16 protein-coding genes and 1 tRNA gene are annotated in these 14,273 nt (G+C 59.6%); 2 read left to right on the forward strand and 15 right to left on the reverse strand.

Going from position 1 to position 14,273, the window contains the following annotated elements:
- Nucleotides 1-53 precede the first annotated feature (53 nt).
- The 7 genes from proB to ACKLNI_RS11980 form a co-directional block, all read right to left on the reverse strand.
- Entirely contained in the window at nucleotides 54-1,154 is a 1,101-nt protein-coding gene (gene proB / locus ACKLNI_RS11950; RefSeq protein WP_413719298.1) for a glutamate 5-kinase, read from the reverse strand.
- Nucleotides 1,142-2,176: a GTPase ObgE gene (gene obgE / locus ACKLNI_RS11955; protein ID WP_413719299.1), complete on the reverse strand. Its 1,035-nt coding sequence runs from the start codon at nucleotides 2,174-2,176 to the stop codon at nucleotides 1,142-1,144. The genes proB and obgE overlap by 13 nt, the downstream gene beginning before the upstream one ends.
- Nucleotides 2,173-3,204, reverse strand: a complete 1,032-nt coding sequence (locus ACKLNI_RS11960; protein ID WP_413719300.1) for a GNAT family N-acetyltransferase — start codon at nucleotides 3,202-3,204, stop codon at nucleotides 2,173-2,175. The genes obgE and ACKLNI_RS11960 overlap by 4 nt, the downstream gene beginning before the upstream one ends.
- 4 nt (nucleotides 3,205-3,208) lie before the next feature.
- Nucleotides 3,209-3,748: a GNAT family N-acetyltransferase gene (locus tag ACKLNI_RS11965; protein WP_413719301.1), complete on the reverse strand. Its 540-nt coding sequence runs from the start codon at nucleotides 3,746-3,748 to the stop codon at nucleotides 3,209-3,211.
- A 154-nt stretch (nucleotides 3,749-3,902) separates the two neighbouring features.
- The gene (gene rpmA / locus ACKLNI_RS11970) at nucleotides 3,903-4,172 is read right to left on the reverse strand and encodes a 50S ribosomal protein L27 (protein ID WP_413719302.1); all 270 of its coding nucleotides are present in this window, start codon (nucleotides 4,170-4,172) and stop codon (nucleotides 3,903-3,905) included.
- Between the two features lie 6 nt (nucleotides 4,173-4,178).
- Nucleotides 4,179-4,844, reverse strand: coding sequence for a 50S ribosomal protein L21 (locus ACKLNI_RS11975; RefSeq protein WP_413719303.1), 666 nt, complete (start codon nucleotides 4,842-4,844; stop codon nucleotides 4,179-4,181).
- A 209-nt stretch (nucleotides 4,845-5,053) separates the two neighbouring features.
- The gene (locus ACKLNI_RS11980; RefSeq protein WP_413719304.1) at nucleotides 5,054-5,878 is read right to left on the reverse strand and encodes a hypothetical protein; all 825 of its coding nucleotides are present in this window, start codon (nucleotides 5,876-5,878) and stop codon (nucleotides 5,054-5,056) included.
- 123 nt (nucleotides 5,879-6,001) lie between these two features.
- On the opposite strand from ACKLNI_RS11980, the gene ACKLNI_RS11985 reads away from it, so the two are divergent.
- Together ACKLNI_RS11985 and ACKLNI_RS11990 are read left to right on the forward strand one after the other, a co-directional pair.
- A tRNA-Ser gene (locus ACKLNI_RS11985) sits at nucleotides 6,002-6,091 on the forward strand.
- Between the two features lie 228 nt (nucleotides 6,092-6,319).
- Entirely contained in the window at nucleotides 6,320-6,772 is a 453-nt protein-coding gene (locus ACKLNI_RS11990) for a hypothetical protein (protein ID WP_413719305.1), read from the forward strand.
- On the opposite strand, the gene ugpC is transcribed toward ACKLNI_RS11990, so the two are convergent.
- From ugpC to phnC, 8 genes are all read right to left on the reverse strand, one after another.
- The gene (gene ugpC, locus ACKLNI_RS11995) at nucleotides 6,704-7,708 is read right to left on the reverse strand and encodes a sn-glycerol-3-phosphate ABC transporter ATP-binding protein UgpC (RefSeq protein WP_413719306.1); all 1,005 of its coding nucleotides are present in this window, start codon (nucleotides 7,706-7,708) and stop codon (nucleotides 6,704-6,706) included. The genes ACKLNI_RS11990 and ugpC overlap by 69 nt on opposite strands.
- 5 nt (nucleotides 7,709-7,713) lie before the next feature.
- Nucleotides 7,714-8,550, reverse strand: a complete 837-nt coding sequence (gene ugpE, locus ACKLNI_RS12000) for a sn-glycerol-3-phosphate ABC transporter permease UgpE (protein ID WP_413719360.1) — start codon at nucleotides 8,548-8,550, stop codon at nucleotides 7,714-7,716.
- Between the two features lie 17 nt (nucleotides 8,551-8,567).
- Nucleotides 8,568-9,449, reverse strand: a complete 882-nt coding sequence (gene ugpA / locus ACKLNI_RS12005; protein WP_413719361.1) for a sn-glycerol-3-phosphate ABC transporter permease UgpA — start codon at nucleotides 9,447-9,449, stop codon at nucleotides 8,568-8,570.
- Nucleotides 9,450-9,499: 50 nt separating this feature from the next.
- A complete protein-coding gene (gene ugpB, locus ACKLNI_RS12010; RefSeq protein ID WP_413719307.1) occupies nucleotides 9,500-10,801 on the reverse strand; it encodes a sn-glycerol-3-phosphate ABC transporter substrate-binding protein UgpB in 1,302 nt (433 codons plus the stop codon).
- Nucleotides 10,802-10,898: 97 nt separating this feature from the next.
- A complete protein-coding gene (locus ACKLNI_RS12015; protein ID WP_413719362.1) occupies nucleotides 10,899-11,837 on the reverse strand; it encodes a TIGR01459 family HAD-type hydrolase in 939 nt (312 codons plus the stop codon).
- Entirely contained in the window at nucleotides 11,801-12,616 is an 816-nt protein-coding gene (phnE, locus tag ACKLNI_RS12020; RefSeq protein WP_413719308.1) for a phosphonate ABC transporter, permease protein PhnE, read from the reverse strand. Before phnE (ACKLNI_RS12020) ends, ACKLNI_RS12015 begins: the two co-directional genes overlap by 37 nt.
- Nucleotides 12,616-13,431, reverse strand: coding sequence for a phosphonate ABC transporter, permease protein PhnE (phnE, locus tag ACKLNI_RS12025; protein ID WP_413719309.1), 816 nt, complete (start codon nucleotides 13,429-13,431; stop codon nucleotides 12,616-12,618). The genes phnE (ACKLNI_RS12020) and phnE (ACKLNI_RS12025) overlap by 1 nt, the downstream gene beginning before the upstream one ends.
- Nucleotides 13,428-14,225 carry a phosphonate ABC transporter ATP-binding protein gene (gene phnC / locus ACKLNI_RS12030; protein WP_413719310.1) on the reverse strand — a complete coding sequence of 266 codons (798 nt, stop codon included), beginning with the start codon at nucleotides 14,223-14,225 and terminating at the stop codon, nucleotides 13,428-13,430. The genes phnE (ACKLNI_RS12025) and phnC overlap by 4 nt, the downstream gene beginning before the upstream one ends.
- Nucleotides 14,226-14,273 lie beyond the last annotated feature (48 nt).

The following is a 14,273-nucleotide window of genomic DNA, read 5'->3' on the forward strand; positions in this document are numbered from 1 at the left end:
ACGGCGCGGTCCGGGTAAGAGCCCCGAAGGATTGCCGCATGCTCAAGCGATCCTCAGACCGCCATGTCATCGCGATGTATCAGCGCCGCACGTCCCGGATAACCCAGAATGGATTCAATGCGATCCGAACGCTGCCCCCGAATCTGGGTTGCCTCCTCCGCGGTATAGCGCGTCAGTCCGATACCTATCCGCTCGGTCATTGGACCGACGATCGTCACCGGATCGCCCCGACCGAAGCGGCCGACGACATGGCTGACTCCCGCGGGCAACAGGGACTTGCCTTGTCGAAGCGCCGCGGCGGCTCCGTCATCGACATGGATTTCGCCCTTGGGTTTCATCGCCGCGATCCAGCGCTTTCTCGCGACCTGTGGATCGGTTTCAGGAGAAAACCATGTAGAGGGAGCGCCATTCTCCATCTCTCTCAATGGATTGAGCGGCGATCCTAGCGTGATCGCCATGGCAGCTCCTCCCGCCATCGCGGTCTTCGCCGCCATGAGCTTGGTCTTCATACCGCCCTTGGACAAGCCAGTGCCAGCGTCGCCTGCCATGGCTTCGATTTCGGGAGTGATCCGGTCGATCCGGTCGAACCGCACCGCCTGCGGATCGTCCTTGGGGTTGCCCGAATAGAAACCGTCGACGTCCGACAGCAGCACCAGTACATCGGCCCCCACGGTCACGGCGATTTGCGCCGCGAGGCGGTCGTTGTCGCCAAACCGGATCTCGTCCGTCGCCACCGTGTCATTCTCGTTCACGATCGGGACCGTTCCAAGCGACAGGAGCGTCTCGAGGGTCGCACGGCTGTTCAGGTAACGCCTCCGATCGGCACTATCTTCCAGAGTGACCAGAACCTGCGCAGTGATGATCCCGTGGGGCTGCAACGCCTCCTCATAGGCCCTCGCCAAACGGATCTGCCCCACTGCGGCGGCTGCCTGGCTTTGTTCAAGAGGAAGAGCTCCCGCAGGCAACCCCAATACCGCACGGCCCAGAGCGATAGAACCCGACGAGACCAAGATGACGTCCTGACCGCGCGCACGGTGTACCGCGACATCTTCAGCCAAGGAGGTCAGCCAGTTCGCGCGCAGCCTGCCGCCCTCAACCAACAGGGCTGAGCCGATCTTGATTACAATACGCTTCGCGTCTTTCAGGGTCGCCACGGTCCGGGCTCCTCGGTTTCGTCCTTGCGGCGCAGCCTATCGCTGTCGATCATCCGTCGGCAGGCACGCAGAACATCCATGACACCCTCGTGGCTGACTCCCGACATGGTCATCACCCCGCCTGCAACCTCTTCCAACTCTGCCTTCCGCTCGGCCTGCTCGTCGTCGTCCAGCGCGTCGATCTTGTTCAGGACAGTGATCCGTGGCTTGTCGGCCAGTTCACCACCGTAAGCCTCCAGCTCGTCGATAATCGTCTGCCAGTCGCCGGCAACGTCTTCAGACGTCCCGTCGACCAGGTGCAGCAAGACGGCGCAGCGCTCGACATGGCCAAGAAAGCGGTCGCCCAGCCCACGCCCTTCGTGCGCGCCTTCAATCAGCCCAGGAATATCGGCCACAACGAATTCCACCTCGTCCACCCCGACAATGCCAAGATTCGGGTGCAACGTCGTGAAAGGGTAATCCGCGATTTTGGGCCGCGCATTCGAGGTTGCGGCAAGGAACGTTGATTTCCCTGCGTTCGGAAGGCCCAGTAACCCAACATCGGCGATAAGCTTCAGTCGCAGCCAGATTTCGCGTTCGACACCCTCCTGTCCGGGGTTGGCCCGGCGAGGTGCCTGGTTGGTTGACGTCTTGAAATGCAGGTTTCCGAAACCGCCATTGCCGCCCTTTGCCAGGAGAACGCGCTCCCCCACCGCCGTGAGGTCGGCAAGCACGGTTTCCTCGTCCTCGTCCAGGATTTCGGTCCCGACCGGCACCCTGAGGGTTACACTTTCGCCATCCTTCCCTGTCCGCTGACGCCCCATACCATGCTGGCCATTCTTCGCGAAGAAGTGCTGCTGATAGCGAAAGTCGATCAGCGTGTTCAGCCCGTCCACGGCCTCGACCCAGACGTCACCGCCACGACCGCCATCACCGCCGTCCGGACCGCCGTACTCGATGAATTTCTCTCGTCGGAAGCTGACACAGCCGGCGCCGCCCGACCCCGACCGGATCGTCACCTTTGCAAGGTCCAGGAATTTCATAGCGGCACCCTCAGCGTCTCTCGCGTCACGGCGTATGTTATCACAGGCGCAGGCTCAAGCCTTGCCTTGGAAGTTCCCATCCTGCGACCATCCTCTTTAAAGCCGAATTTGCCCAGAACTGCCGCCGATGCCTCGTTGTCCTCGAAAAGACCGGCTTCGATCCGGTTCAACGGGAACCGCTCGAATACCTCGGGCAGGAATGCCGACAGTGCCTCGCTGGCGATGCCCTGCCCCCAATGGTCCGGCTCAATGAGATACGCCAGGCCAACCGGCTTACCACCGAGCCCCAAAAAGCCCACCATCCAGCCCTCTCGCTCGATAGCCAGCCGAAAGCCCGGCAGCCCGCGGAAGTGGCTGTCAGCAATGTATTCCCGGGCATCCGCCTCGCTCATGCCGATGGGAATGGTCGACATGTTCCGCGCGACCTCCGGCACCGCCATTGCCGAAAGTCGAGGCGCGTCACGCATCTCCAACGCGCGCAGTACCAAGCGCGGTGTGTACATCGTGAAGTCCTGCCGCTCGTTCCAGCGCACGCGCGTCAGTCTCATCCTGTTCGAGACCACATCCTGCCGGAACGAGCGCGCATGCCGCATACTTCTGTATTCGAACACGAAACCGAGCGATCTCAGAAGTCGGCCCGACCGGTCATTGCCTTCGAAGTAGCCCGAAACAAGGTCACCCGCTTCCGGATCCGAAAACCAGTGGCCAACGACCGCATGTGCAGCCTCGAACCCGTAGCCACGACCCCAGACCGGACGCGCCAGCCAATATGCCAGTTCGTCATCAAGACACACGATGCCCTGAAGCCCTTCCGCATCACAGATCGCCCAGAAGGGTTTGCCACTTTGCCTAACCCTGCGAATGAACGAGGCAGCATCGTTGCGACCATAGGGATAGGGCACCACGGCCAACCATTTGGACACATCGAAATTGCCGATGCCCGTAACGATGGCCTCGGTGTCGTGGTCCGTCAGGGGCCGCAGGGTAAGCCGCGGCGTCCTGATAAAGGGAAGCGCGGCGTATGACATCGGATCACGCGTAGCGCTTCAGATAGGTCCAGGTTGGCACCGTCGCCCCACGGGCAACCGAGTACGCCTCCGCGTCGCCAAGATACTGAAAACCGGTATTGGTCAGCACACGCGCTGAAGCCGGGTTGTCCTGGAAAACGCTGGCGAACATGGTCCGGTTTTCCTGCGGGTTTGCCTCGACCAGAGCACGCACGGCCTCAGAGGCCAACCCGGTGTTCCAGAAGGCAGGCGCCACCCAGTAGCCGATTTCAGATTGCTCGCGGTCCATACGCTCGAGAGCGATCAGGCCAAGAAGTTCGCCCAACCCCTTGCCCGAGCCATCCATGACCCAGACATCCTCATCCCTGCCGTCGGCAAGGGAACGACAAATGAATGCATCAATTGCGCCCGGCGGCAAAGGATGCGGAATCGATCGCGTCATCCGCGCGACGCGCTCGTCAGAACCGTACAACTCCAGCAATCCGGTGTCCGAACGCCGGAGGGGTCTCAGGATTAGCCTTTCGGTCTCGATGACCGGTTGATTCACAATAGTATCGAACTTCACGCGGCTCCTCCTTTGCGCGTGCCGCAGACGGATCCCCCTCTGATCTTCCTGCGTTTAGAAAATGGGTATGGCAGCCGTATGACGCAACCCGGGCCAAAAAAGCAAAGGGGCCGGTTTGCGCCGACCCCTTGCTTTCAGCCTGTTCAGGATCGGCTTATTCTGCGGCGGTAGCCTCCGGAAGCACCGAAATGAACGTGCGGCCCTTGAGGCCCTTGTGGAAGGTCACGTTGCCTTCGACGGTCGCGAAGATGGTGTGATCCCTGCCCATGCCGACGCCCTCGCCCGGCCACCACTTGGTACCACGCTGGCGCGCGATGATGTTGCCCGGGATCACAACCTGACCACCGAACTTCTTGATACCAAGGCGACGACCGGCTGAGTCGCGGCCGTTACGGCTGGAACCGCCTGCTTTCTTGTGTGCCATGCTGTGTTACTCCTTCTCGGCTGCGAGTGCCTTGGCCTGCTCGACCCAGCCCTCGCGTTCGATACGGCCCTTGAACGACAGTTTTTCGTCGAACTCGGCGATCTCGGCTTCGCCCCACGCGGCAATCTGCGCGAAAGAGGTGACACCGGCTTCATGCAGCTTCTTCTCCAGCGCCGGTCCGACACCCGACAACTGCTTCAGGTCGTCGGCGGCGCCAGCGGCGGCCTTGGGCGCTGCTTTCTTGGATTCGGCTTTCGGAGCCTCTTCCTTGGATGCGGCGGCCTTCTTGGCGGGCTTTGCGGCGGCAACTGCGGCAGTCGACACCGAACCGGCACCGATAGCGGCCTTCACGCCCGACTTATCGGCGCCCTTCTCCAGGATGTCGGTCACGCGCAGCAGCGTCAATTGCTGACGATGGCCCTTCGTGCGCTTCGAGCCGTGCTTCCGGCGACGCTTGACGAAGTGGATGACCTTGTCGCCCTTGATCTGATCGATGACCTCGGCCAGCACGGCCGCACCGTCCACCATGGGGGTACCGACGGTGGAGCCCACCATCAGAATCTCGTTGAACTGAACTTTTTCGCCGGCATCGGCTGCGAGTTTCTCGACGCGGAGCACATCGCCCGCCTGAACCCGATACTGCTTGCCGCCGGTCTTCAGGACCGCAAACATCTGATATTCCTTTCGTATCCCGCGTCCTTCGGTCCCGGCTTCCCGGCGTTTGCGGCGTCTCGCCACCTCGAACAGCGCGCCCTTGCGGGACGGTTTTTAACATGAGAAGGCGGGACCTGCCCGCCGAAGCCCGGCTTATCGTCAGAACGGGCCGCCAAGTCAAGCCCTGTCTTCCGCTCAAGAACACCCCGCGCCAAAACCGTCAGACGCTAGAGGTCCTCGCCGATCATGAAGCGCGAGACGGCCCGACCAAGCGCGAATGACATCTCGTTGAACATGGTGTCGAAGCCCGCGAATAACGCCCGGTTCAAGTCCTGCCCAGCCGGGCTTGCCGAAAACTCGTAGTACGCGCGCAAGTCCTCGAAACCAAGTGGCTGATACGCCATCGCAAGGTACGCGAACAGCCAGTCCGATGTGTCCGTGCGAATCTCCGCCTCGCGGGACCAGATATCGGCCAGGATGTCGGCCTCGCTCATTTCGAAACCGTCCCCGTCGCTTAAACCGCGCATGAAGAACAGGTTCGCGTTCATCGCACCCATCACGTTGTATTCGACAAGGTCATTGACCTCGACGAAGTCACGCAACAGCGTGACCCGCGGTCCACCTTCCGCTTCCATACGCGAAAACGCCTCGTAGGCCGCATCTTCAACGCCCGGTTCCAGAAGAGCGGAACGGCCCTCGAGCTCCAGCCGCACGATCTCCCGTCCCCGCGCCGACGTGAAGAAATCGATGAGAAGCGTCACGTCTGTGTCGGCCAGTTCCTTGTCGAAGGCCTCGCTGAACCGTGTCTGCATTTCCGGCACGTCATAGATGCCAGATATGGCCATCCGCCATGCTGTCCCCCCGCGTCCGGGAAACATATCTTCGCGCAGATCTTCGGATTGACTCAACCCTTCCTCGCGCATGATTTCGAGAAGCCGCTCAATGGACATCGCTTTGCGCAAGAGGTCGAGTTCAGCCTTGCTGGCGGCCCAACCGGGACCGGATAGGATGGAAAAAACGACAGCGATGACGGCAACGGGCGATCTGGTCATTCTGCCCTCCTGATTTGAAACTAGGGGCCATTATCCACTCGTTAAAGGTCATCGAAGCAAAATTTGCGAAAACGGGTTGCGCGGCGTTCAAGCTTCACTTATTCCGCCACTCCAGACCCCCGCGGAGAGGTGCCGGAGTGGTCGAACGGGGCGGTCTCGAAAACCGTTGTGGGCGCAAGTCCACCCAGGGTTCGAATCCCTGTCTCTCCGCCACTCTTCCCCATTTCTGCCTTGCTTTTTTTGACGAAGCCGGAGTTATCCGGTATTTCTGGGGACTACTAAGCTGCTCCACATACCACCACTTACGTTTGGCGCTGGGATTGTGCCGATTCTGTCCGAAGGCGTCAAAGACCGCGTTTCAAGGTGCATCTGGCGATTACGGGCTTTGCTCCGAGGTCCGCGATGACGCAGCCTTGTTCCCCGCAGGATGCGGACAAGCCCATGCCTTTGCAGGAAGCTCGCCAAGGCAATTCGCCGCGATGCCTTCGGGGCGGCAACGGCAACAAGGTCGTCTCCCTTGCCTGGAGCCATGCGCCATTGTTCAACACTAGCGATATTGGTGATCAGGATTTCTTCTCGCGCCATAGCGGCTTCACCAATCGCCAGCCGTGCTTCGCTGCGCGGGCGAATCTGGCGGATTGGCAGAAGAAGCGACAGAACCGCCGCCTCAATGCCGTCCAATACCACTGCGAACGTCTCCACGATCTTGCTCGGTCTCAGTTCAGAGCCGAGATGAACCGAGCCAAGGCGCACCTTGATGTTTTAGTCCAGATCCGCAGGACCGAGAATCTCGATCGATCCTCCATTTCCGGCAACAGCCATCGCTCAGAGGCGCTTGCCCTCGGCATCGAAACGCATCTCGTTCGGCTTGTCCCAGTCAAGTCCCACCTCTGAGCCCTCTTCCGGTATATCTAAAGCGGCGTCCTGCCGGACGGTAACCTGCGTTCCGTCGGCGCATTTGACATGCACCAACGTCTCGGCACCAAGCGCCTCGCTATAGGCCGCTCGCGCATCGAGCTTCCCGGCACCGGCGCCGGACAGTCGCATGTGTTCAGGACGGATACCGATGCGATGTTCGCCATCTCCCCCGATCAAGCCTTGGACCAGAAAGTTCGTCGGAGGCGAACCAATGAATCCCGCGACAAATTCGGTCGCCGGATTGGCATAGACCTCCAAAGGGGCACCAATCTGATCGGCAACCCCGCCGTTCATTACAATCATCCGGTCGGCCATGGTCATGGCCTCGACCTGATCGTGGGTAACGTAGAGTGCCGTCACCCCCAGTTCTCGCTGCAGCGCCTTGATCTCCAACCGCATTTGGACGCGCAGCTTGGCATCAAGGTTCGACAAGGGTTCGTCGAACAGGAATACCGCCGGTTTCCGCACAATGGCCCGCCCCATGGCAACCCGCTGACGCTGACCTCCGGACAATTCACGAGGTTTGCGCCGCAGATAGGGCTCAAGCTGCAAAAGCTTCGCCGCCTGAGCCACCCGTTCTTCGATTTCGGACCGGGGAACCTTTGCGATCTTCAGCCCGTAGGCCATGTTGTCGAATACTGACATATGGGGGTACAGCGCGTAGTTCTGGAAAACCATGGCGATGTCCCGGTCCATCGGCTCCTCATCGTTCACCCGCCGCCCGCCGATCAGGATGTCGCCGGAGGTCACCGTTTCAAGCCCTGCAACCATTCGAAGTAGAGTGGACTTGCCACAGCCGGATGGGCCGACGATCACAATGAACTCGCCGTCCGCCACATCCACAGAAACCCCATGAATAACATCGGTATTTCCGAAGGATTTCTTAACTTTTTTCAGTGTCAGCGTCGCCATGTATCTTACTTCTCGCTTTCCACAAGTCCGCGGATGAAGAGCTTCTGCATCCCCACGACCACGATCACAGGGGGCACCATCGCAAGGATCGAGGTTGCCATGATCACCGGCCAATCTGCGATATCGTCACCGGACGGGAACATCTGCTTGATGCCCATGACGATCGTATTCATTTCGGGGTCGGTCGTGATCAGCAGAGGCCAGAGGTACTGGTTCCAGCCATAGATGAAGAGGATCACGAACAGGGCCGCGATATTTGTTCGGCTCATCGGCAGAAGTATGTCGAAAAAGAACCGCATCGGCCCCGCACCGTCGACCCGCGCTGCTTCGGCGAGTTCATCCGGCACCGTCATGAAGAACTGGCGGAAGAGGAAGGTGGCGGTGGCCGAGGCGATGAGCGGCAGGATCAGGCCCTGATAACTGTTCAGCATCCCGAAGTTGGCAATCACCTCGTAGGTCGGCACGATCCGGACTTCGACGGGCAACATCAGCGTCAGGAAAATCAGCCAGAAGAACAGTTTACGGCCTGGAAACCGGAAGTAGACGATCGCGAAGGCCGACAGAAGGCTGATCGCGATCTTTCCCAAAGCGATACCCATCGCCATGATCAGAGAATTGCCCAACATCGCCGCAACCGGGGCATTTACGCCCGAAGTCAGTGCCTTGGAATAATTCTCAAAGAACTGGTCGCCTGGCCAGAGCGGCATCGGCGGCCGCACGATTTCCTGCTGTTCGACGGTCGAAGCGACGAAAGCCAGCCAGATCGGGAAAAAGATGAAGGCAACACCGATGATCAGCCCCAGATGGGTCAGCCAGAGGCCCGCACCACGCTTCTCAACCATACCGTTCCGCTCAGCCATCAGTAATGCACCCTGCGTTCGATGTACTTGAATTGCACCACGGTCAGAATCGACACGATGAACAGCAAGATGACAGATTGCGCTGCGGACGATCCCAGATCCTGGCCGACGAACCCGTCGGCATAGACCTTGTAGACGAGGATCGTGGTGGCTTGCTGCGGTCCACCGCTGGTAATCGTGTGGATCACCCCGAAGGTCTCGAAGAAGGCATAGATTATGTTGACGACCAGCAGGAAGAAGGTGGTGGGCGACAGAAGCGGCCAGACGATCGTTCGGAAACGCGTCCAGAAATGCGCGCCATCTATCGCGGCGGCCTCGATCACCGATCTCGGGATCGCCTGAAGCCCGGCAAGGAAGAACAGGAAATTGTAACTGATCCGCCCCCAAGCGCTGGCGACCACGACAAGGCCCATAGCCTCGCCCTCGTTCAGGACGTGGTTCCAGTCATAGCCCAGCAGGCCCAGATACCACGTCACCACGCCGACGCGCGTGTTGAACATAAACAGCCACAGGACGCCCGCGACCGCCGGAGCAACGGCGTAGGGCCAGATGAGAAGCGTGCGATAGGTGCCAGACCCTTTGATCAGTCGGTCGGCCAGAACCGCAAGATAAAGCGCGACCCCCATCGACACCAGGGTGACAAGGATCGAGAACACCGCCGTCGTAACGAAGGACGCGCGATAAAACCGGTCTGAAAGCAGGAACTCGAAGTTGCCAAGTCCGACCCACTGCATGGACAGACCAAAGGGATCGGGGATGAACAGCGATTGCCAGATCGCCTGCCCGGCCGGATAGAAGAAGAAAATGGCGGTGATCAGAATCTGCGGCAGAACCAGCAGAAGCGGCAGCCAGATTCCCTTGAAAGTGACGCGTTTTTCCATGGTCATTCAGAAGGGCCGCCCCGACAAAAGCCGGGGCGGCACACCAATGCTTAGCGAGAGGCCTGCTCGAAACGACGCAGCAGCGCGTTTCCGCGTTCGACCGCCGAGTCGAGCGCCGTTTGCGCGTCCTTGTCACCCGACCAGACAGCTTCAAGCTCTTCGTCGATGATCCCGCGGATCTGGTCGAACGATCCCAGCCGAAGGCCCTTTGAGTTCGCCGTAGGCTCTTTCGCCGTCATCTGAATTACCGCAATGTCGGTGCCGGGGTTCGCGTCATAGAAGCCCTGGCTCCGCGTAAGGTCGCCGGCCTCGGCGGTGATCGGCAGATAGCCGGTGTCCTGATGCCACTTAGCCTGGATCTCGGGAGACGACAGGAAGTCCATGAAGGCGGCGACGCCGGCATATTCCTCGTCCGACTGGCCCTCCATCACCCAAAGCGAGGCACCACCGATGATGGTGTTCTGCGGTTCGGCGGCCACTGCCTTCCAATAGGGCAGCGGACGTACTTCGAAATCGAACTGCGCCTCGGACTTGATGCCGGCGTAACCTGCCGACGACTCGGTGAAGAGAGCGCATTCGCCAGCGCGGAAGTTCGCACCGCCCTCGTTCCGGCGTCCGGCATAAATGAACTTGCCGTCTTTGGCCCACTCCCCCATCGCTCCGATATGCGCCACCTGCGCCGGGCTGTTGAACGCAAGTTCTGTATCGGCACCGTCAAATCCGTTCGACTTCGTTGCGAACGGGGTGTCGTGATAGGCCGAAAAGTTCTCCAGATGAATCCAGCTTTGCCACGCAGTGGTCATCGGGCAATCCACGCCCGCCGCCTTCAACTGGTCAAGCACTTCACCAACCTGCTCCCAGGTCGACAAGTCGGTATCAGGGTCGACGCCTGCTTCCGACAGCTTGTCGCGATTGACCCAGAGAACAGGCGTGGACGAGTTGAAGGGCAAGGACAGCATGTTGCCATCGGGCGAGGTGTAGTAGCCCTTGACCGAACCGATATATTTTGACTGGTCGAACCCATCGCCCATGACTTCATAGACCGGCTTGATCGCACCCTTGGCGGCCATCATCGTGGCGGTACCGACCTCGAACACCATCAGGATGTCGGGCTGTTCGCCCGCGCGAAACGCCGCGATCCCGGCGTTCAGCGTCTCCGAATAGTTGCCCTTGTGCGTGGCCACGACCTTGTAGTCGGACTGCGACGCGTTGAACGTCTCGACCTGCTCGGCAACCAAATCGCCCAGACGCCCGGTGAAGGCATGCCAGAATTCGATCTCAGTCTGGGCCATGGCGACCTGCGCGGAACCCAGAACCGCCGAAGCGGCAAGAATACTGACGGTGTGTTTCATGTAACTCTCCCTTTTGTTTGCGTGTTTGGATGGAAATTCCATCCCGTGCCGCGCGTTATCATCGCGCTCTGTGAACAGCGTATGACAGAAAAATATGTCATGGACGCTCCACAATAAAATCGGGCACGATCCCGGAAGCGGCGACTGCCCGCTCAATGTCGTGGCCCGCGAAAAAGCCGAAATTTGCCATAAGCGCCGAAGAAACCCCCGCCGCCTGCGCACCTAGAATGTCGGTGTGAAGGCTATCGCCCACCATGACAACCCGTGATTTGTCGACCGTCCCAAGGCGCTCAAAGGCCAGATCGAAGATGTTCCGGAAAGGTTTGCCAAAAAACTCCGGAGTCACGCCGGTCAGGTCTGCCAATCGGTGGGCGAAATGACCCGGCTCGGCTGAAAATCCGGTCTCACGCGGTGCCACGATATCAGGGTTGGCGACAAGAACCGGGCGCGGCCTTTCGCTAAGAGCATCCTCGAGCATCAACTGCCGGTGTTCCGTCCACGACGCGCTACCGATCAGAAGAAAGCCATCCACCAGCTGGAACGCCTGTGGATCATCCTCGAGCACGCAGAAGCGCATATCGCCCAAATCATCAAGCTGCGCCGAGCTTGCCGCCATGACGCCCCAACGGGTGCCCTTTTTGTCCGGCATTGCGGCCGCTAGTGTCGCGCGGCTGGTCACGATATCTTCCAACACGAAGGAAAACCCGAGACTATTGTACTTTTTCAGCAATTCGGTTTCTGGAAGGCTCGCGGCATTTGACACCACAAGAACCCGTTTGCCGGCAGCTTTGAGGGATTCCACCCGGACACAGGCTCCGGGGATTGCAGTCTCTCCTATGTTCAACACACCGAAAGCGTCCAGAAGAAAAACATCGAACCGGTCGGCTATATCTGCCAATGTCTCAACTTTCTCGGCACGACTCGCGTTCCCAGTTGAAATGGGCAGCCTGTGCCTGACAGCCTCGTAGGCGTTGAAGGCCTCTTCTGCCGAGATCGATATCAAATGATCGCTCCCCGCACCTTTGCAGAAACCCATTCGCTGATGATGACGGCCACCAGAATGACGATGAGGATCAGGCTCACTTGCGGCCAAGCCAGAACGTTCAAGGAGGCCGAAAGCTGCAAACCGATGCCGCCCGCGCCGACAAGTCCCAGCACCGTGGATTCGCGGATGTTGATGTCCCACCGAAAGACTGCGATGCCCGCAAACGCGGGCAGAATTTGAGGCACGATCCCGTAGGCCATGACCTGCCAGCGGCTTGCCCCGGTTGCTGCAATCGCCTCGACCTGTGAATGGTCGATCTCCTCGATCGCTTCGTAAAGAAGCTTTGCGCAGAACCCGATGGAACGAATGGCGATCGCGACGACCCCCGCAAACACCCCAGGCCCGATAATCGCGATCAGCAAGAGCGCCCAGATCAGCGAATTGATCGAACGGGTAGAGACAATGATCAGAAGCGCGATAGGTCGGATGAAAAGTGCCGACGGAGTGGTATTCCGTGCAGCAAGGAAAGCCACAGGCACTGCCATACACAAGGCAATAAGCGTGCCTAGGGTCGCTATGTTCAGCGTATCCCAGATAGGTCGGCCCAACTGTGTGATATATTCCCACCGCGGCGGAGTAGCCCTCGTCCAGATATCCCCCGCAATGCGCGGTGCATCCCAGACGAAGAACCAGGTCGTGGCCTCGGAAATCTTCTGCCAGCAGTAAAGAAAGACCGCGATCCCGATCAGCCATCCAAACCAGCGGACAAGAGCCTCGACCGAGGTGCGGCGGCGCCAAACCTGCACATTTCCTTGATCCAGCACCGGCATTACTGAACCCTCGCGCGGATTATGCCCGAGAGGTACTCAAGCGCCATCACGATCCCGATGATCAGGATCAGGATCGCTGCTGCCGTGTCGTACTCATACCTGTCGAATGCAGTGTTCAACGTCGCGCCAATCCCGCCCGCACCCACCAGGCCAAGAATGGCGCTCTCTCGAAAATTGATGTCGATCCGGTACATCGACAGTCCCACCAGTCGCGGCATCACCTGAGGCTGCACCCCATAGTTGATCCACTGCATCCAGCGTGCACCGCTGGCCTTGATGGCTTCAGCCTGCGCTTTATCCATCGCCTCGATATCTTCAGCCAGAAGCTTCGAAAGGAACCCGATGGTCGCGAACGAAAGTGTGAGGAAACCCGCCAGCGGCCCAAACCCGAAAATCGCGACGAGAAGAATTGCGACAATGATTTCCTGCAAGGCCCGGCTGATCGCGACGATCCCGCGACAAACGACGTAGACCGGCAAAGGCGCGATGTTGCGCGCGGCGCCCAGCCCAATCGGAATGGATATCAGGATACCCACCACCGAGGCCGCCACCGTCATGACGATGCTCTCAAGAAGGCCATCCCAGATGTCGCTCCAACGAGACACAAAATCCGGGCTGGAGAACGCCAGGACGAACGCCCATCCCCGATCCAGCCCCTCATAGACCCGGCCCCAATCGACCTCGATCGTCATGAAGGCGGCAATCAGATAAGCGACAAAGCCCGCACCCAGCCCCCAGCGCAAAAGCGGGTTGCGGACGAAGTGCGGCTTCCGCCATCCCTTGCGCAGCATATCGTCCAGTTCACGGTGGCTCATACTGCTGCCTCGATATCGTCGTCATCTTCCTCGACTGTTTCGATGGTCGCTTCCCAGTCTTCCTCTCCGTAAATCTCGGTCAGCTTGTCCGGTGTCAGCCCGGTCGGACCGCCGTCGTAGACGATCTCGCCGAACCGAAGCCCGACAACGCGCGGCACGAACATTTGCGCCAGCGCTACATCATGGATGTTGATGATGGCTGCCAAACCTCGCTCCCGGCACAGTTCGGTAATCAGCCGCATGATCTGGCGGCTGGTCTTGGGATCGAGCGAAGCGGTCGGTTCGTCAACCAGCAGCAGCTTCGGGTTTTGGATAAGCGCGCGGCAGATGCCAACCCGCTGACGTTGACCACCGGACAATTCGTCAGCCCGCTTATCGGCCATGTGGAGAAGTCCAACGCGATCCAGCAAGCGGAACGCCTCATCCACATCGGATTGCGGATAGCGGCGCAGGAAACTCCGCCAGAATCCAACATATCCAAGCCGGCCCGACAGGACATTTTCCATGACCGTTAGCCGTTCGACTAGCGCGTATTCCTGGAAGATCATCCCCATCTCACGTCGCGCCCTCCGCAGAGCAGCCGAGCCCAGCTTTGCCAGATCCGTGTCGTCAAGCATCACGGCTCCACTGGTCGGCTCGACCAGACGGTTAATGCAGCGGATCATGGTGGACTTGCCCGCGCCCGATGGCCCGATCAACGCGAGAACCTGCCCCTTTGGTACGTCCAGATCAATCGCCTTCAACGCCTGATCGCCTGTCTTGTATGTCTTTGTAAGCTTTTGAAGACGCAGCATGAAATTGCCCTTTAACGCGGCGGTCTGACAGGCCCTGAAAGGGCCTGT

It is taken from the genome of Silicimonas lutimaris, assembly GCF_047314965.1.
Taxonomy (GTDB): Bacteria; Pseudomonadota; Alphaproteobacteria; order Rhodobacterales; family Rhodobacteraceae; genus JAVJUV01.